The organism is Epilithonimonas sp., from assembly GCF_032054305.1.
GTDB lineage: Bacteria > Bacteroidota > Bacteroidia > Flavobacteriales > Weeksellaceae > Epilithonimonas.
Genome location: NZ_DAMBSX010000002.1, coordinates 424,739 through 443,066, shown reverse-complemented (window position 1 = coordinate 443,066; position 18,328 = coordinate 424,739). Strand labels below are relative to the sequence as shown.

At 34.9% G+C, this 18,328-nt stretch carries 19 protein-coding genes; 14 read left to right on the top strand and 5 right to left on the bottom strand.

Annotated elements, in window-relative coordinates:
• Nucleotides 1-37: 37 nt before the first annotated feature.
• From RTX21_RS05990 to RTX21_RS05975, 4 genes are all read left to right on the top strand, one after another.
• Nucleotides 38-1,669 (top strand): AarF/UbiB family protein, encoded by a 1,632-nt coding sequence (locus tag RTX21_RS05990; RefSeq protein ID WP_312765983.1) that lies wholly within the window; start codon nucleotides 38-40, stop codon nucleotides 1,667-1,669.
• Nucleotides 1,670-1,941: 272 nt separating this feature from the next.
• Nucleotides 1,942-4,191, top strand: a complete 2,250-nt coding sequence (locus tag RTX21_RS05985; protein ID WP_312765981.1) for a polyribonucleotide nucleotidyltransferase — start codon at nucleotides 1,942-1,944, stop codon at nucleotides 4,189-4,191.
• A 235-nt stretch (nucleotides 4,192-4,426) separates the two neighbouring features.
• Nucleotides 4,427-5,059, top strand: coding sequence for a response regulator transcription factor (locus RTX21_RS05980; protein WP_312765979.1), 633 nt, complete (start codon nucleotides 4,427-4,429; stop codon nucleotides 5,057-5,059).
• 4 nt (nucleotides 5,060-5,063) lie between these two features.
• A complete protein-coding gene (locus RTX21_RS05975) occupies nucleotides 5,064-5,873 on the top strand; it encodes a hypothetical protein (protein WP_312765977.1) in 810 nt (269 codons plus the stop codon).
• A gap of 256 nt (nucleotides 5,874-6,129) precedes the next feature.
• On the opposite strand, the gene RTX21_RS05970 is transcribed toward RTX21_RS05975, so the two are convergent.
• Entirely contained in the window at nucleotides 6,130-6,342 is a 213-nt protein-coding gene (locus RTX21_RS05970) for a hypothetical protein (protein ID WP_312765975.1), read from the bottom strand.
• Between the two features lie 135 nt (nucleotides 6,343-6,477).
• Between RTX21_RS05970 and RTX21_RS05965 the strand changes: the two genes are divergently transcribed.
• From RTX21_RS05965 to RTX21_RS05955, 3 genes are all read left to right on the top strand, one after another.
• Complete coding sequence (locus tag RTX21_RS05965; protein WP_312765973.1) at nucleotides 6,478-7,278, top strand: histidine kinase; 801 nt, start codon at nucleotides 6,478-6,480, stop codon at nucleotides 7,276-7,278.
• A 309-nt stretch (nucleotides 7,279-7,587) separates the two neighbouring features.
• Nucleotides 7,588-8,412 carry an N-acetylmuramoyl-L-alanine amidase gene (locus RTX21_RS05960; RefSeq protein WP_312765970.1) on the top strand — a complete coding sequence of 275 codons (825 nt, stop codon included), beginning with the start codon at nucleotides 7,588-7,590 and terminating at the stop codon, nucleotides 8,410-8,412.
• Nucleotides 8,413-8,469: 57 nt separating this feature from the next.
• Nucleotides 8,470-9,171, top strand: a complete 702-nt coding sequence (locus RTX21_RS05955) for a hypothetical protein (protein ID WP_312765968.1) — start codon at nucleotides 8,470-8,472, stop codon at nucleotides 9,169-9,171.
• Here RTX21_RS05955 and RTX21_RS05950 read toward each other — a convergent pair.
• From RTX21_RS05950 to RTX21_RS05940, 3 genes are all read right to left on the bottom strand, one after another.
• Complete coding sequence (locus tag RTX21_RS05950; protein ID WP_312765966.1) at nucleotides 9,142-9,549, bottom strand: hypothetical protein; 408 nt, start codon at nucleotides 9,547-9,549, stop codon at nucleotides 9,142-9,144. The genes RTX21_RS05955 and RTX21_RS05950 overlap by 30 nt on opposite strands.
• Before the next feature lie 121 nt (nucleotides 9,550-9,670).
• Nucleotides 9,671-11,107, bottom strand: a complete 1,437-nt coding sequence (locus RTX21_RS05945) for a serine hydrolase (protein WP_312765964.1) — start codon at nucleotides 11,105-11,107, stop codon at nucleotides 9,671-9,673.
• A gap of 136 nt (nucleotides 11,108-11,243) precedes the next feature.
• Complete coding sequence (locus RTX21_RS05940) at nucleotides 11,244-12,635, bottom strand: RtcB family protein (RefSeq protein ID WP_312765962.1); 1,392 nt, start codon at nucleotides 12,633-12,635, stop codon at nucleotides 11,244-11,246.
• 97 nt (nucleotides 12,636-12,732) lie between these two features.
• On the opposite strand from RTX21_RS05940, the gene RTX21_RS05935 reads away from it, so the two are divergent.
• The 3 genes from RTX21_RS05935 (at nucleotide 12,733) to RTX21_RS05925 (ending at nucleotide 14,664) form a co-directional block, all read left to right on the top strand.
• The gene (locus RTX21_RS05935; protein WP_312765960.1) at nucleotides 12,733-13,065 is read left to right on the top strand and encodes a HopJ type III effector protein; all 333 of its coding nucleotides are present in this window, start codon (nucleotides 12,733-12,735) and stop codon (nucleotides 13,063-13,065) included.
• Nucleotides 13,066-13,188: 123 nt separating this feature from the next.
• Complete coding sequence (locus RTX21_RS05930; protein WP_312765958.1) at nucleotides 13,189-14,199, top strand: WYL domain-containing protein; 1,011 nt, start codon at nucleotides 13,189-13,191, stop codon at nucleotides 14,197-14,199.
• A 300-nt stretch (nucleotides 14,200-14,499) separates the two neighbouring features.
• Entirely contained in the window at nucleotides 14,500-14,664 is a 165-nt protein-coding gene (locus RTX21_RS05925; RefSeq protein WP_116033664.1) for a phosphatidate cytidylyltransferase, read from the top strand.
• A gap of 46 nt (nucleotides 14,665-14,710) precedes the next feature.
• Here RTX21_RS05925 and RTX21_RS05920 read toward each other — a convergent pair whose 3' ends face one another.
• The gene (locus RTX21_RS05920; protein ID WP_312765954.1) at nucleotides 14,711-14,998 is read right to left on the bottom strand and encodes a rhodanese-like domain-containing protein; all 288 of its coding nucleotides are present in this window, start codon (nucleotides 14,996-14,998) and stop codon (nucleotides 14,711-14,713) included.
• Nucleotides 14,999-15,201: 203 nt separating this feature from the next.
• On the opposite strand from RTX21_RS05920, the gene queG reads away from it, so the two are divergent.
• From queG to RTX21_RS05900, 4 genes are all read left to right on the top strand, one after another.
• Nucleotides 15,202-16,125 carry a tRNA epoxyqueuosine(34) reductase QueG gene (queG, locus tag RTX21_RS05915; RefSeq protein WP_312765953.1) on the top strand — a complete coding sequence of 308 codons (924 nt, stop codon included), beginning with the start codon at nucleotides 15,202-15,204 and terminating at the stop codon, nucleotides 16,123-16,125.
• Between the two features lie 235 nt (nucleotides 16,126-16,360).
• On the top strand, nucleotides 16,361-17,038 hold the full coding sequence (locus RTX21_RS05910) for a TIGR02117 family protein (RefSeq protein ID WP_312765951.1): 678 nt from the start codon (nucleotides 16,361-16,363) through the stop codon (nucleotides 17,036-17,038).
• A gap of 59 nt (nucleotides 17,039-17,097) precedes the next feature.
• On the top strand, nucleotides 17,098-17,670 hold the full coding sequence (locus RTX21_RS05905; protein WP_312765949.1) for a murein L,D-transpeptidase catalytic domain-containing protein: 573 nt from the start codon (nucleotides 17,098-17,100) through the stop codon (nucleotides 17,668-17,670).
• A 6-nt stretch (nucleotides 17,671-17,676) separates the two neighbouring features.
• Complete coding sequence (locus RTX21_RS05900; protein WP_312765948.1) at nucleotides 17,677-18,318, top strand: hypothetical protein; 642 nt, start codon at nucleotides 17,677-17,679, stop codon at nucleotides 18,316-18,318.
• Nucleotides 18,319-18,328 lie beyond the last annotated feature (10 nt).

Genomic DNA, 18,328 nt, shown 5'->3' with positions numbered 1-18,328 from the left:
AATAATTTTTGAGGACAATTAAAACTCAAATCAAATTATGTTCGATAAACAGCAACGAAAACTCAAACGATCTGCCAAATTAATCTCTGTTCTAAGCAAATACGGATTCAAAGATTTTATTGCCAGAATGGGTAAAAAACCAGAAGAAAGTTCTGTAATTGTTTCCAAAGGAACGGTTTATGAAAGAATCAGGTTGGTTTTGGAAGAGTTAGGACCAACGTTTGTGAAGCTCGGACAGACTTTCAGCAATCGGGAAGATCTGCTTCCGCCGGAACTGATTCAGGAACTGCAAAAACTTCAGGATCGAGTGGAGGTTGTTGAAATGAATGTTGAGGAAATTTTGGAGAATGAATTCAATATTTCAGTGAAAGAACATTTTTCCGAGATTATTTCCAAACCTTTGGCAACTGCATCTATTGCACAGGTTTATAAAGCTACTTTGATTTCTGGTGAAGAAGTGATTTTGAAAATTAAAAAACCGGATGTTTTAAGCGTTATTGAGGATGATTTATTGTTGATAAAAGATTTGGTAAAATTGATTTCAAATTATTCTGAAATTGCTTCTAAACTCAATTTAAAACAAGCCATCGCGACGTTCGAAAAGTCTTTGCTGGAAGAAGTTTCTTTGGTTAATGAAAGAAATAATATCAAGCAATTCTCTGTCAATTTTAAAAATAATAAACAAACTTACGTTCCGATTGTCTATGACGAATTTTCCAATAATAATGTCCTTTGTATGGAGTTTATTGACGGAGTCAAAGTCACGGATAAAGCTGGGCTTTTACAAAATGATATTAATCCAGTTGTGATTTCCGAAGTTGGGTTAAGGCTTTTTGTTTCTCAGATTTTGGATTACGGATTTTTCCACGCCGACCCGCACGCTGGGAATATTTTGGTTAAAAAAGATGGGCGGGTGGTTTTCATAGATTTCGGTGCGGTTGGGAAAATCCAGCCAAATGATAAGGAGATTCTTGAGAGCCTGATTGTTGCTTTTGTTTCAAAGAATTCTAATAAAATCGTACGTTCTCTCAAGAAAATGGCAGTCAGTTATGAGATTCCGGATGAGAGGAAATTTGAAAATGATGTGGATGAGGTTCTGAATTTTGTTCACAGCACTTCTCTGAAAGACATTGACCCACATATCATCATCAACAAAATGAAAGATGTCTTGAAGGATAATAGGCTTTATATGCCGGATTATTTTTATCTATTGTTTAAAGGAATTGGTCTGATAGAAGGCGTTGGCAGAACCATTAATCCAGATTTGGATGTCGTTAAAAGCCTGCATCCTTACACCAAGAAAATATTATCCAAGAAAATAAGTCCAAAAAAACTTCTGAAAAACGCAATGGATAAAGTGATTAATTTCACTGATAATGTAGATGAAATCCCAAGAGAACTGCGTTCTGTTCTTCAAAAACTGGATGATAATAAATTCACGATCTCAAGTGAAATCAAAAATATTGAGAAAACTAATAACCTCATTAAATCCAGTATTGTTAATCTGATTTTAGCAATGATTCTTGGTGCGAATATTATTGCAACTGCAATTGTTTTTGTTTCAGAATCCGGACCTAGGATAAGCGAAATGTCTTTGGTAGCAATTTTAGGATTTGTATCTTCTGTTTTCCTGACTGTAATTTTATTATTAAGAATTACGAGAAAGTAATTTTTGCGGCTATTTTTTGAACACTTAAATTTTAGTAACTAATTAATTATAAAGTCACTTAAGAGCAATAAGCTTTTAAAATCAAAGATTTCGGCTTAAGTGAACTTATTTAATTGTAGTGTTCATTTGATCTAAAGTGACTTAAGTGTTTAAAAATATACCAGTTTTCAATACTTATTTAAAATCCAAATAAATACATTAAATTTGCACCTAAAATTTAGACGAAAACATTAATTAAAGTGCTCAATACGGAGTACAACACAAAACAATTTATGAGTGCACCTCAAGCAATTACAGAGCTGATTACTCTTGCAGACGGCAGAGAAATCACAATCGAAACAGGGAAACTGGCAAAACAGGCAGACGGATCTGTTGTAGTAAAAATGGGCGGAACAATGCTTTTAGCAACAGTTGTAGCCAACAAAGAAGCCAATCCTGGTGTAGACTTTTTACCTTTGACGGTAGATTACAGAGAAAAATTCTATGCAGGTGGTAAAATCCCCGGAAACTTTTTCAGAAGAGAAGCTCGTCCTTCAGACCAGGAAATTCTAACGATGCGTTTGGTAGACAGAGTTTTGAGACCTTTGTTTCCTGAAGATTTCCATGCGGAAGTTCAGGTAATGATCTCGTTGATTTCTTATGACGGACAGTCGATTCCTGATGATCTAGCAGGTCTTGCAGCATCTTCGGCAATCGCGATTACGGATATTCCTTTCAACGGACCAATGTCTGAAGTGAGAGTGGTAAGAATCGATGGAAAACTTTCTATCAATCCTAATTATGCGGACCTTAAAAATTCTGACCTCGACATTATGGTTGGAGCGACTAAAGATTCTATCGTAATGGTGGAAGGTGAGATGAAAGAAATCACTGAAGCAGAAATGCTTGAAGCGATCACTTTTGCTCACGAAGAAATCAAAAAACAAGTAGAAGCTCAGGAAAGATTGGCAGCGAAAGTTGGAAAATCTTTTCCTAAAAGAGAATATAACCACGAAAATCACGATGAGGCCATCCGTGAAAAAGTTTGGAAAGAAACTTATGACAAAGTTTACGAAGTAGCAAAAACGCCTTCCAGCAAAGAAGAGAGAGCAGAGAAGTTTAAGGCTGTGCGTGAAGAATTTTTAGCTCAATATGTAGATAATGCAGAAGAGTTGGAAAGAGTAACGCCTTTCGTGAAAGTATATTACCACGATGTGGAAAAAGAGGCGATGCGTCAGATGATTTTGAATGACAAAATCCGTCTTGATGGTCGTGATCCTCAAACGATCCGTCCAATCTGGAGCGAAGTAGATTATTTACCGGGAGCGCACGGTTCTGCAATCTTTACAAGAGGGGAAACTCAGTCTTTGACTGCTGTAACGCTTGGTTCTGTTAAAGATGCAAATATGGTGGATAGTGTAATGGTAAATTATGACGAAAGATTCTTCCTTCATTACAATTTTCCGCCATTCTCAACAGGTGAAGCTAGACCTTTAAGAGGAACTTCAAGAAGAGAAGTTGGTCACGGGAACCTGGCTCAAAGAGCTTTGGCGAATATGATTCCTGAAGAAAATCCTTATACCATCCGTATCGTTTCTGATATTCTTGAATCAAATGGTTCATCTTCTATGGCAACGGTTTGCGCAGGAACTTTAGCATTGATGGATGCGGGTGTTCAAATCCATAAGCCAGTTTCCGGTATTGCAATGGGATTGGTAACTGATGTGAAATCAGGGAAATTCACTGTACTTTCTGATATCTTGGGAGACGAAGACCACTTAGGTGATATGGACTTCAAAGTAACAGGAACTGCGGACGGAATCACTGCTTGTCAGATGGATATCAAAATCCAGGGTCTTTCTATGGACATCATGGAGAAAGCACTTTTGCAAGCTAAAGATGGAAGACTTCATATCCTGAATAAAATCACTGAAACTATTGCTGAACCAAGAGAAGATGTGAAACCTCACGCTCCTAAGATGGTGATGATGGAAATCCCTAAAGATTTCATCGGTGCTGTGATCGGGCCTGGTGGAAAAATAATTCAGCAGATGCAGAAAGATACAGATACTGTTATTGCTATCGAAGAAATTGGAGAGATCGGAAGAATCGAAATTTCTGGTGTCAGCAGAGAGAAGATCAACGAGGCGATTGCGAAAATCAACGAAATTACTTTTGTACCGGTTGTAGGCGAAGTTTACCAAGGTAAAGTAGTGAAAGTAATGGATTTCGGAGCTTTCGTAGCGATTGCCAAAGGTACTGAAGGTTTACTTCATATTTCTGAGATAGAGTGGGCTCGTCTTGATAAAGTTCCTTACAAAGAAGGTGACGAAGTTGAGGTAAAATTCATGGGTTATGATGACCGTAAAAAAATGAAACTTTCTAGAAAAGTTTTATTGCCAAGACCACCAAGACCTGAAAAGAAAGAAGGTGAGCAAAGAGGTCCAAGACCGGAAGGGCAAAACAGATCTGATAGACCTGCGCGACCAGAAGGAAACAGAAGGCCAGAAGGCGAAGGCCAAAATCCTTCTAACGAAGCTTAATATTTAATTCTTATTATATATGGGATCCCTCGAATTTTCGGGGGATTTTTTATGTAGATATTTAAAGAAAATGTCATTGATTTGCCAAATATCGACTTATTAATTTATTATCTGGAAAAATATTAATTTTATAAAATAAATTGTATTAACTTGTAAATATGATAACGGCAATGTTTTACCCTTTTGTGTAATTGATTGTGAATGCATAAGATTCCATATTTGTCAAAAAGATATAATGAAAATAACGGTTGCGATTGTAGAAGATGAAAAGACATATAGCAATGCTCTTAAAAAGATCATCAATCACCAAGATGATCTTATTTGTGTTGCCCAGTTTTTTAATGGAAAAGAAGCGAAGGAAAATTTGGAACAATATCATCCACACGTTGTTTTGATGGATGTGCAGTTGCAAGATATGTTTGGGACAGATGTTGTAAAGTTTGCATCATCTTTTTTGCCAGAAACGAAATTCATCATGTGTACGACCTATGAAGATGAAGATACTATTTATGAAGCATTGAAAAATGGTGCCAGTGGCTATCTGCTAAAAGATGAAAGTATGCAAAAAATTACAGAATCCATAAGGGAATCTGTAGAAGGAGGTGCTCCAATGAGTCATATTATTGCTCAAAAGGTGTTGAAGTTTTTCCAAAGAAGACAAAACACCGATAAGGATCTGGACTCGCTTACAACAAAAGAATTGGAGATACTAAAATCTCTATCAGAAGGGTTTCTATATAAAGAAATTGCTGACCAAAAATGCATCAGTATAGATACTGTGAAAAAACACATTGGAAATATCTACCGTAAATTACATGTCGCCAATAAAATAGAGGCCGTGAACAAATATAACCAAACAAAACATTAGAATCATGAGTGAAAAACTAGACCAATTGAAAACCGCTTTTAAAGATTACCTTATGGAGGTTTTTGCGACAAGCAGACAAGATGTAGATGCTTATTTGAATCGTAGCAGACATGATGTGGAACGGATAGTCAATGATTTTGTCGACCATGGCACATCAACAACTTCCGGACACCAGATTACCGATCGGAGGGCTTTGAAACTTAAAAATAATCTGGAGCTATCGGACTTAAGCGAATTCAGTTATAAGTATAAGTTAGAAAAAGATTGTATAAATTTTATTGCAGCAAATGCTACAGATGGTATTGATCTGATTTTTGATTTGATCGCACTTCCAAACAGACGAACAGGTGACAAGAAAATAGATTTTGCAATGAGTTTTTCAGATGATCCGGGAAAGTATTATTTGGTTTTTGACGGAGATCACGTTCAAGATATTTCGAATGATTTCGCAACTTATAAAGATAATTTTGATAGTATTTATAAAGATAGCTTTGATGAAGGCTTTCAAGGAAATATATTTTCGGGGAATGAAAACACGAAAAAAATAGTTGTTTCCTATGATTCATATTTTAAGTCACTATGCGAAATGGCTTTAGAGGATGATGGTACAAAAGCTTTGTTGTTTTTTAATACAGGACTTATCAGTTTTGATCTGGAAGACATTTTCAGAGGAGAATCTCGACTTAACTTTTTCAATATGGGACAATTTACATTATATTATGAATTAGAACACATTGGGAATGGAATAGCTGCTATGGCTGCCACTCAATATGGAGACGTTTTTCCTACTTACCCACCTCTTAGAGAGAGCTGATCTTAAAAACTATTAATCTTACCTGGATGCAATACTTATATTATATATACATTATCGCTGTTACATTTTGTTTAATTAAGTCTATAGTTAGAAAGGATATTCTGTATGTTTACTTTTCAGCAGTATTATTGGTAGATCTGTATATGTATTTTCTTTTTAAAAAAACATTATGGAATATTCATCCTTATGCCATATTGTTTTACATATGTTTTTTTATATATTACTATAGAGCATTGTTCTATAATAGGCTTATCTACTATTTTATACTTTCATTAGTGTTTTTACTAGGTTCGTTATTGATTTTCAGTTCGGAGAATCCATATGCAGCACCACTTATTATTCTGATGTCTCTCGTATATATTATTCTACCTTTGTTTTGGTTTGCTAAAGAAATAATGACGGTAGATGAACAAAGAATAACTGATAAACAAAAATTTTGGGTGAGTTCTGCTTTGTTGTTCTGGATCATTTTTTTTATTTTCAAGATGATACCGTTATACTTCTTTAATAGGCAAGATCTGGGATTTTTATTGGTCTTGGACAATATATATCAGATCGCAACAATTATATCTTATCTGATTTTCTTTAAAAGCTTATATCATAGATGAAATACATACCAGAGGAAGTAAAAGTCACTTACATCATTTCTATTTTTGTAATGATGCTATTTGTTGGCTTTTTAATATTTCTGGTATTTATATATAACAAGAGACAATTATTGTTTCATCAGCAGCAAAGATTGAAAGAATCAGAATACCAAAACCATATCCTGCAAAAAGAACTTGAAAAACAAAAAGAAATAGAGCGTGAGCGTGAAAGAATCTCCAGCGATATGCATGATGATATTGGGGCCAGGATTTCTGCCTTGAAACTACAGAGTGAATTCATAAAAGAAAACTCTGCAAATAACCCTTTTCTGACCTCTGAATTGGATGAGCTGATAAAAACCACAGAAGAAATGACCGTTGCAATGAGAGAAATGATATGGAGTTTAAAAACACAAAATGATTTTCTATTAAGCTTCATAAGTTTTTCTCATAAATATGCTACAGATTTTTTTTCGAGGTCCAAAATAAAAATACACTTCGTAACAATGATTCAAAAGGATTATCCACTTTACACGGAAATTAGAAGAAACCTTTTTTTTTGCTATAAGGAAGCTCTTAATAATATTTACAAGCACAGTCAGGCTACACATGTTGAGATTGTTTTTATGATAGAGAAAGATAGTTTGAAATTAACCATTTCGGATAATGGCCTAGGGATACAAGAAAAACCTGATCAGGTTGGTAATTATGGTATGTACAATATGCAAAACAGAATGCGTGATATCTCGGGCACGCTGCAATTTCCAGTAACAGAAAAGGGCACTCTCCTTATTTTCACTTCCCCTTTGAGGCTTTGATTTTTATTTTCGTCTTTTGATATCAAAATTACCCGTTTGTGTAATTGACAGTAGTTGTTCTTTTTCTCAAATTTGGAACAACTAACAACCATGAAAGACAATAACCCATTTCAAGAATGTATACATTCATTAAGGAGACCTTCAGTTATAGCTGGAGGTTTTTACAAAATAAACTCGTTTGTGACAGATAGTTGGGTTTCTCTGGAAATTTGATTTGGATTTAATGGCTAGGCAGATTTATAAATCGTAATTACAGCACCAATTGCAAAATGTAACCTATTATCATTAAAAATAAAAAACAAAGACACTATGAAAATCAACAATCACAAAGTGGTTTCCGAAAATGCATCTGAGAAAATAACTCAGGAGAAAACCGGCAACAAAGGGGGAACAATGACTCCAGGTTTCATCATTATTCACTTCACTGCAGGGCGCAGCGCCGAATCCTCGGTAGAGTGGTTCAAGAATCCAGGAGCTGGGGCCTCGGCACATCTTGTCATTGGACGTGATGGCAAGATCACTCAACTTATTGATTTTAATATGAAGGCTTGGCATGCTGGCGTGAGCAGATGGGCAGAACATGTGGGATTCAATAATTTTTCAATAGGTATAGAGTTGGATAATCCAGGAAGATTAAAAAAAGAAGGCGGTAAATATATCGCATGGTTTGGAAAAGAATATCCTGAGGAGAATGCTGTTGAGGCAATACACAAGCATGAGGATACTCCAAGTTACTGGCATAGCTATACCGAAAAACAAATACAGACTTGTCTGGAGGCCTGTAAGGTTCTTATGCAGAAATATCCTACCATCAAAGAAATCTTGGGTCATGATGATATTTCTCCGATGCGTAAGAATGACCCTGGTCCATTATTTCCTATGGAGAATTTCCGTGCAAGACTGCTAGGAAGACATGATGATACTGCAGATATCTTTAAAATTACTACCAATGGTACAAATCTGCGAAGAGGAGCCGGAACAGATCATTCTGTAATAAGGCAGCTTTCCAAAGATACGGAAGTAGAATTCATCAAAAGTGAGAAAGGTTGGTTCTATGTTTTCATTGCGGAAAAACCGAATGATGGTGAAGACGTTCTGTATGGTTGGGTGCACAATTCTTTGGTGAGAAAATAGATTATTACGGAAACTGATTACAATAAGACAAAATGTAAATCACAAAAAACAATAATCATGAGTTTGAAAAAGTATCTCCGCGAACAGGGTTATGATCTGATCGATGGACCTGTAAGAAATCACAAGCCTCTACAACTTTGGTTAAAAAAGACCTTTGATGAGGTTGAATTATATTATTCACATATTGACCATGCTTTCATTAGCGATATTCCGTTGATTGAAGTTACGAATGATGCTTTAAGTGTTAATGCAACTAAAAAAGATGATTATGGATTTAATATTGGAATTACACTTCTGGAAGATATTCTAAAATCTCTAGGACTTGGAAATTTTGAACTTTCAGCGAAGATCAAAAATGGAAAGAAAGTTACTATTTCTTATGATAATTCTATAACAAAGGAATACCCGATAGGAGAGATAGAAAATTATTTTTCAAAAGCAGATTTTAGACACAGCAATCCAGCGTTGCTAAAGAATGCTAATCGTAATAACATACTTGTAATTTCAGGGGTTGTCTTTGCGAAAAATCTTGTTGTAGAAATTGAGACAGATTTTAATTTATCTGCTGAATTGATCGCCAGCTTAAATAATTCTGCAGAGGGAAAATTAGATTTTACAATCAATAGTCAATCCAAGCTGAAAATGATTTCAAATGGGATAGGCTATTTTCCAATTGCCGTAAAGGCTAATCGGATTGATTTTGACAAAGGCTCATTCAAAAAATTAAAATTAATAACAGACAGTCAAGACAGGTTTTAGTAAATCCTTCATTTTATAAAATATTTGATAAACTATTATTTTCTTCTTCATCAAAAAGCTCCATCGATTTATTTGGTGGAGCTTTGTTTTTTGTGAAAGAGGTTTGCCCATTCCCAGCTCTCTCTGCTTCAAATCATCCGCACCGCCGGTTTTTCTTGGCTGACCAGATTTACCTGAACCGAAGTTATAAGTATACGAAAGCGTCGCAACTCTTGTGTCTCTTCTCACAATGAAGTTTTCTAGAATAGCTTTGATGATAAGCCATTGGTCAATCGTGATGTTGAATCCGTTTCCTTCCAGTTGTCTCTGAGCATAATTTCTGTAAGCTCGGATGGCTTTGTCGATATTGTAAAATATGATTGAATCTAAATTTTCCATAATTATTTTATTTTAAATTGATTTATCAATTATTGATATATCAATTAATTTATTGTGATTGTTTTTGATTTGTTACAAGGGAGTGAAAAAAATATCCATCTTTTTGAGACGGATAATGATGTTACTTTATAAGTTTATCTAATAGAAATTTCCAGCGGGGATTTTCTGGTTCCAATTGCTGAGCTTTTCTGAAGCATTCGATTGCTTTTTTTTTGTTGTTATTCCTTTTGTAGATTTCTCCAAGACTTTCGTAAGGAAGCGTAGAATTTGGATATTCGGCTGCGTTCAACTCGAAGATTTTGATGGCATCATTTATTTTACTTGCTTTTCTTAATTCGTGACCGAGATAGTTCAATTGATTTTCATTGAAATATAAATCTGATTTTTTTGACGATTTCAATCTTTTATATAAATCGATTCCTGAAGCTACGCCCGATTGATTAACCGTTGTTCGCAATGTATCCAGTAATTTCCAGGGATATTTGTACGGCATAATCTTCGAAGTAGAATCAATGATGTGATTGCCAATATCTGTAACGCCATTATTAGAATTGGACAAAACAACTACCGCAAATCCATTCTTGTTATCAATCCCTAAGAATGTTCTGTAGCCGGGTGTTCCTCCGTCTTTGAAAATGATATATTTTCCATCGTCATTATATAAAGTCCAGCCGAGCGTCGCATAACCTTTGTTACCGTCTTTTTTAGCTTGTTTCAAATGCGTCAGTTCCATTGCGGGATAAATATCAGATTTGATGAATCCCAGATTGGCAGCCGCAAAAGTCAACATATCATTGGCTGTGGAACGGAAACCACCGCAAGCTTCAATTGCTCCCAACTCTATAAAATCAGCTGGTTCGCCATACTCCGAATGTCCGATTGCTGTTCTTTTCTTGATTTCCGGAGTGAAAGTAATCACTGTACTCTTCATACCTAGTGGCTTGCAAATGACATCTTCTACAAAGGTTTCATAATTCTTCTGATAAGCCACAGAAGTTAGAATCTCGCCTAAAACTCCATAACCGACATTAGAGTATTGCCATCTGGAATCGATGTCAAAACCAGGTTTGAAATCAGAAACATATTCATACAATCGCTTCACGCTGTAATCGGCGTAAGGTTCGTCCAAATTTTTCGGATCGACATTGTAGGGAAATCGGGGGAAAGTTCCGCGGTGTGTTGAGAGATTGGATAAGGTGATTTCTTTTCCGTTCCTTGTTGGTGATTTTACATTTTTAGGAAGAAATTTTGAGATCGGGTCATTCAGATTGACTTCGTGTTTCAAACTCATATCCGCCAACAGGAGAGAAGTGAAAACCTTTGTTATGGAGCCAATTTCATAAACCGTGTTTCCGTCTGGCAAAACTGGATTCTCATCACTAACAACGCCTTCGGAATAGATTTGTCTTCCGTTTTTATCAATGATTCCAACAACAATGCTTTTGCTTCTTTTATTGGCAACTTCTTGTTTTATGATTGCTTTTATACTATCTGCAGATAACTGTGCAAAAGTGATCTGTGATGCAAAAGCCAATAATGTTAGGATTGATTTCTTCATTTTTGTAATTGATGTTCCAAATTTAAGACACTCAAAGCTATGGATAATTACATTGGGTAATTTTTAAATAGTTTAAAAAAATAAAAATCCTGCATTTAGCAGGATTATCTAATGTAAAATTCTATTGAATTTGTAGTTATCTCTTCACAAAATACTTCTTCTTTTTATTCTTCCAAGGCGCATTCTTCCCCACATCTCCCGCCATAATGCAACCGAAAGGCATCACTTCATCCAAAACTTCGCAAAGTCCGTATTCTTCAATCTGGGCTCTTACATTTTTGGCGCTTTTGTAGGCGCTTGGTAATTCGGAGATATCGATTTCATTAGAGAAAAAACGGATATCCAATCCTTGTGTTTCCTCAGCAAAAATCTCTTCTGTGGTTTTATGAGCCAGAGATTTTTTATGAAAACTTCTGCTAAAATTTCTTCCTGCTCCGTGAGGCGCAAAACCTAAATTTCTACCGTTGGTTGTCCCAGAGACAATCAACACAGGTTTCGCCATATTCAGAGGAATCAACCTCGGACATGTGATATCTGGTAAAAATTTGTCGTCCAGCGGCGTTGCGCCCTTGGCGTGGTAGAATAGATCTCCATCTCTGAATACAAAATTATGTTCGTTCCAATATCTGTTTAGTTTTTCGATATTTAATTTTTCCAAAATCGCATTATGAATGGATTCATGGTTTTCTTTCGTCCATTTTCTGATTAATTGTAAGGCTTCCCAATATTGTTGACCTTCCTCGGTTTGAAAGGGAATCCAGGCATTTTCCTTCAAGGTTTCTGGTGAGAGTTCTATTCTGAAACGGTTAGCGACTTTCATTCCTTTATCGTACAACTTTGCGCCAGGCGCTCTGGAACCGTGATGCGTGACCAACATTGTGTTGCCTGTATTTTTGGAAATCCCAACAAACAAAAAGTGGTTTCCGTCGCCTTGAGTTCCCATATGTGAACGTGCGATGCTGATCAGGTTTTCGTCATTCAGGAAAAGATTTTCTCTGAAAGCATCCATCAACTCCTGAGACATCGGCATTTGCTCGCCTCTTGGTCTTCCGCCGTAACCGAAATGTGTGATGGAATGGGCTGCATCCAAAACATCTTTCGGATTGGCTTTTCCAAAATCTGTCAGCATCACGGAACAGCAAATATCTGCACTATGAAATCCAGGATGAATCGCATTTTTCGCCACCACAACTCCGCCAACCGGGATTTGGCCTTCCGGTCCGGTCGGACAAGCATCAGGCATAATTGCTCCGTTAATTAATGTTGGGGTTTTCATCAAAACGTTCATTGTGTTAATGACTTTTTCAACATTGTCATCTTCACTTTCGTCTTCTGCGCGAATGTTTATGATAAATTCTGCTGGATTTTCTAATAATGAAATCGGTTCCGGAGATTTGAATTGTTCCAGATAGTCTTTCATTTGAGTTTCATCTAATTGATTTTCGTTAATATATTTCAAAGCTTCAGCAAACCATTTTTTCGGTGTGAATCCTAAAGCGATTAAGTCGTTTCCTGTAATTGTTGTCATCTTGTTGTTATTTGATGATGCAAAGTAATTGTGTAAGTGCGCAATGTTTTTGCGCTGTTGAAATTATTTTAATTATTTTTGATGAAATTTTATTAGAATGAATTTAGAACAACTGAAAAACTCTCCAGAAACAATCGATTTCAAAGAAGTGATTGCTTTTATTGATGAGAATTATGATTTTACTCCGACAAAATTCACGAATGGAAATACAGTCAATGAAGCTGATCAGAATAATGGTTCCTGCAAAGTTTTCAGTTTTGCAAAATTGAATGATTTGACCAAAGAAGAAACTTTGGCTTTATTCGGCGATTTTTATAGGACAGATGTTTTGGGAAATCCTGAAGGAAATGACCATCAGAATATCAGAAACTTCATCGAGTTTGGATGGGATGGGGTTTTCTTTGAAGGAGAAGCTTTGACGAAAAAATAATTTATAGACTTTCCACATACTTTGTCATTCCGTAAGAATTTATGATTTCTGAAAAAACATTGTTTAGATTCCTACGGAATGACAAAGTAACTGTTGAAAATTTGAAATAAAAATCGAATATAAATGTCATCAAATAAAAACGCATTAATCCGCTACAAAACTTTGGACAAATGTCTGAAGAATAAGTACAAAAAATATACTTTAGAAGATTTGATGGAAGAGTGTTCCGAGGCTTTGTTTGAGTTTGAAGGCAAAGAATCTTTTGTGAGTAAAAGGACGATTCAGCTGGATTTACAGAATATGCGAAGTGAAAAATTCGGTTATGAAGCACCAATTGAAGTTTATGAAAAACGATTCTATCGTTATAGTGACCCAGATTACAGTATTCATAATATTTCCGTCAACGAAAATGATTTGAAGGCAATGAATAATGCGGTTCAAATCTTGAAACAATTCAAGGATTTTTCTATGTTTAAAGAAATGAATGGCGTGATTCAGAAATTAGAAGATTCTATTCAATCGACTAATCAAAAATCAATTATTCATCTTGATAAAAATGAACAATTGAAAGGTTTGGAATATATCGATATTTTGTATGAAAGCATCCTCAATAAAAAGGTTTTGAAGATTTGCTATAAAAGTTTCAAAGCCAGAGAAATGAATATTCTTACGGTTCATCCGCAATTATTGAAGGAATATAATAACCGCTGGTTTTTGATTTGTTTTCATAAATCAAGCATAATGAATCTTGCTTTGGATAGGATGGAGGAAGTCAATGTTGATGAAAATTCGGTTTATATTGATAAGGATTTCAATGCAGACCGATATTTTGGAGAAGTGATTGGTGCGACAGTTTCCGAGACGCAACGTCCGCAGAATGTAATCTTCTTTATTAATCGAAAACACGCACCTTATGTAAAGACAAAACCTTTTCATCATTCTCAGGAGATTATAAAAGAAGACGAAACCGGAACAACTTTCAAAATATGTGTTCAGTTGAACTTCGAATTAGAAAGAATGATTCTCGGAATGGGAGAGTTTATTAAAGTTTTAGCTCCAAGAAAATTAAAACAAAGAATTCATAAAAGTCTAAAAGAAGCAGTTCGTAATTACAGTTCTGATGAGAATCAATAATGGCGCATTTCTTGTAATAATCTTAAAAATTTAAAGATATGAAATCAAGATTGTTAAGAATGGCTCTGACTTGGGCAGCTCCTTTTATAATAGGATATATCGTCAACAAAATAGAAGAGAGGACGAATAAAAATAAAATCAAAAAAAACATAAAAGCATAAAAGCATAAACCAATAACCACTGAAGATCAGTGGTTTTATTTTTTATAATTTATTTAAAAACAAAATTTAAATCCTAATTTTTATCAAGAAAATAACATTTTGGCTTAAGTTTTGAATTTTCAGCACAAATAAATAAATTATGAAAAAATATATCAATATTATTCCATTATTCCTAATGTTAGGATTATTAACAAGCTGCGAAGCAGTGGAGACCATTTTCAAAGCCGGTATGTGGTGGGGAATTATCCTCGTAGTTGGCGTCATCGGCTTAGTAATGTGGCTTCTATCAAGGGGTAAAAACTAAAAAAGCGGGAAATGTTTCCCGCTTTATTTTTTATGAAATTCAAATCTTAAAGATTTTCCAAAGTCTGACTAAGGTCATTGTAACCACCACCGTTGTAAACGTTTTCGAAACCTTGAGATTTGTAAAAATCTGTTGCTTTTCCGGAACGGTTTCCAGACCTGCAGAAGAAAATTACATTTCCGTCCAAAGCCCTGATTTCATCGATATGAGCTTCGATATCTCCTAAAGGAATATTGTTGGCTTCTGCAATATTTCCATCCATTTCTAATTCCAAAGGCTCACGAACATCAATCAAATGATAGTTTCCCGCTTTCAATATTTCTTCTATTGCCATAATTTTAAATTTTTACTGTTTTAATTGTAACAAAACTACAATATAAATTTCAAAAAGAGAGTTTACTTTAATATAAAAATCTAGAAAAATAGTATTGAAAAAATTGAAGATTTAAAACCTTGCGACTTCAACTTTACAATTATTATATTAAAGATTTTGCGTCTTTGCGATAAAATTATAAAACATTAATTTCGCAAAATATTATGATTCCTAAAGAAAGACATACGCAACTTATCAAAACCAAAGCTTCAGCATTTGGGTTTCAGTCGTGTGGAATTTCGAAAGCTGACTTTTTGGAAGAAGAAGCTCCTCATCTGGAAAATTGGTTGAAAAATAATCATCACGGTGAGATGAAATATATGGAAAACTATTTCGATAAACGTCTTGATCCGAGATTGTTGGTGGAAGGTTCCAAGTCTGTAATTTCTCTCAGTTATAATTATTTTCCTGAAGAAAAACTTCAGAACGAAAATTTTAAGCTGGCAAAATATGCTTATGGAGAAGATTATCATGAAGTTATCAAAGATAAATTAAGAATGTTAGTTGTGGAACTTCAGGATGAGATAGGAGAGTTCTCTTTTCGTGTCTTTGTAGATTCGGCACCGGTTTTGGAAAAAGCCTGGGCGAGAAAATCAGGAATTGGCTGGGTCGGTAAGAATTCCAATTTGATTACCAAGAAAAATGGTTCATTTTATTTTTTGGCCGAGATTATCTGTGACTTGGATTTAGTCGAAGATTCTCAGGTTACAGACCATTGCGGAAGCTGTACCAAATGTATTGATGCATGTCCGACTCAAGCAATTATTTCTGATAAAATTATCGACGGAAGAAAGTGCATATCTTATGCAACCATCGAACTGAAAGACCAGATTCCTGACTTTTTCAAAGACAAAATGGATGATTGGATGTTCGGATGCGATGTCTGCCAGGATGTTTGTCCGTGGAACCGATTTTCGGCTCCCACTTTGGAAGAGAAATTTCAACCGAATTCTCAGCTGAAAAACTTTACAAAACAGGAGTGGAAAGACATTACCCAAGAAGTTTTTTCCTCGGTTTTCAGAAAATCTGCGGTTAAACGGACAAAGTTTGCAGGACTAAAACGGAATCTCGATTTCTTATCAGAGTAGAATCCCGTTTGTCGAGTTATTTTCGTTTTTGAACTCTTTTAGGTGCAACTTTTACTCTAATCTTTAATCTTTTGTTGGATTGGCGTTTTTTCGGCATATATTAGTGATTTTTCGTTATTAAATTTCAAAATAAATTTTCATAAAACCAAGAAAAATTAAAAAAAATTAACATCTCCGTTTTGCTTCAAAAATTTTATTATCTTTATTGTTCTCTACGATTCGTAAAAACAAACGGATGAAAAAAATGCTGCTAATAATCATAAAAATAATCGGCTTCATTATTGGAGTCGTTTTTTTGTATATCATTTTGGGATTATTGATTCCTTATATTCCCGTAAAAGCTGAAAAAACGGACGAACCAAAAACGATAGAATTGTACATCCTGACCAATGGTGTGCACACAGATTTGGTGCTGCCTGTCAAAACAAAATATGTTGATTGGAGTGAGAAACTGCCATTCGAAAATACAAAAAGGAAACAGATGGATTTCAATTATATCTCATTTGGCTGGGGCGACAAAGGTTTCTATCTTGACACACCAACTTGGTCTGACCTCAAATTTTCAACAGCTTTTAAAGCGGCTTTCTGGCTTAGCGACTCTGCGATGCATTGTACTTATTACAGGACGATGAAGCAAGGTGAAGATTGTAAAAAAATGATGTTGACCGAAAAACAATATCAGAATCTGATTCAGTTTATTGATTCCAAATTTGACAAAGATGCTTCTGGAAATTATGTCCTTATAAAAACGGATGCTGTTTATGGAAATGATGATGCTTTCTACGATGCCAAGGGCAGTTACAACTTCACTTATACCTGCAACACCTGGGCAAACAATGGACTGAAAGCAGCCGGACAGAAAGCTGCGCTCTGGACACCAACGGATTTTGGGATTTTTCAGCATTACAAATGAGAGTAATATCAATTTATTTAATGTTTTTCACAATCTTTTTTGGATGTGAAAAAAAAGATTTGTCAACCGTATCAAATCCTATTACTGAACTCAAACCAGTTTTAAATGATTCTAAGCTTGAAAAAAAAGCAAAGGAAGCTTTGAAATTTTGTGAAACTGAAAACCTCAATACGGACTTTTGTATTTTGATCGATATGGGCTTGTATTCGGGGCTGAAGCGTTTCTTTATCTATGATTTTAACAAAAAAGAAATTTCGCAAAAATATTTGGTCGGTCATGGTTGTGGAAGTAATTCCTGGAGCGGAGATATGAGTAAGGAAAATCCAACTTTCAGCAATGAGGATAATAGCCATCTTTCTTCTTTAGGGAAATATAAATTGGGAGAAAGAGGTTACAGCAATTGGGGCGTGAATAGAAAATACTTGATGCACGGTCTGGAAAAAACGAATAACAATGCTCTAAAGAGAATTATTGTTTTTCATTCCTGGGAAAAGATGAGTGATGATGAAGTCTATCCAAATGGTTCGCCTGAAGGTTGGGGTTGTCCTACAGTTTCGAATAATGCATTTATGAAAATTGACCCGATGATAAAGAATTCTCAGAAACCGGTTCTAATGTGGATTTATAATTAGATAAAAATGAAACATCCAAAGAAAATATATTATTTTCCTGGTTTGATAAGTGCCGTTATCATTCCGATTTTATTTTGGTTTTATGGAAATCGAGAATTAAATAAGCCGATTCCTAATGTTATAGATATTGGTTTGCCGGCGAAAGAAATTGGAAAACCTAATTTAAGTTTCGAACCTTATAGAAATTGGAATTATAAAAAAATCATTGTAAAGCCGAATACGGCAAGACGGAATTCTGACTATTACGTTTCTGAATTAAAAAAAATGCAACAACGAAATCAGAAAAATACAGGGTTAGAATTTATAATTGATGAACAAAATTCTTATGATGATTTTATTTCTTTGTTTAATGATATGGCAATTGTTAAACAAGAAACCTATGCATTAGATATAGAAAAAACAGGTCATTTTTTTGCTACAGTCAATTATCAAGATCCAAAATTGGATAAATATGAAAATGAATGCTTACTATGTAATGACTTAATTACAATTACTGATGGGGGAGGTTTTTATCAACCAAAATTTTTTGAGAATTTTCAAAGAAATATAGTGCTACTTCCAAAGCAAACTTTTTACCTTATTTTCGGATTTTTGATTTTCCTAAATATTTCATTATTTAGTATCAAAGAATCTTTACAAAAACATTAAATTTGCCACC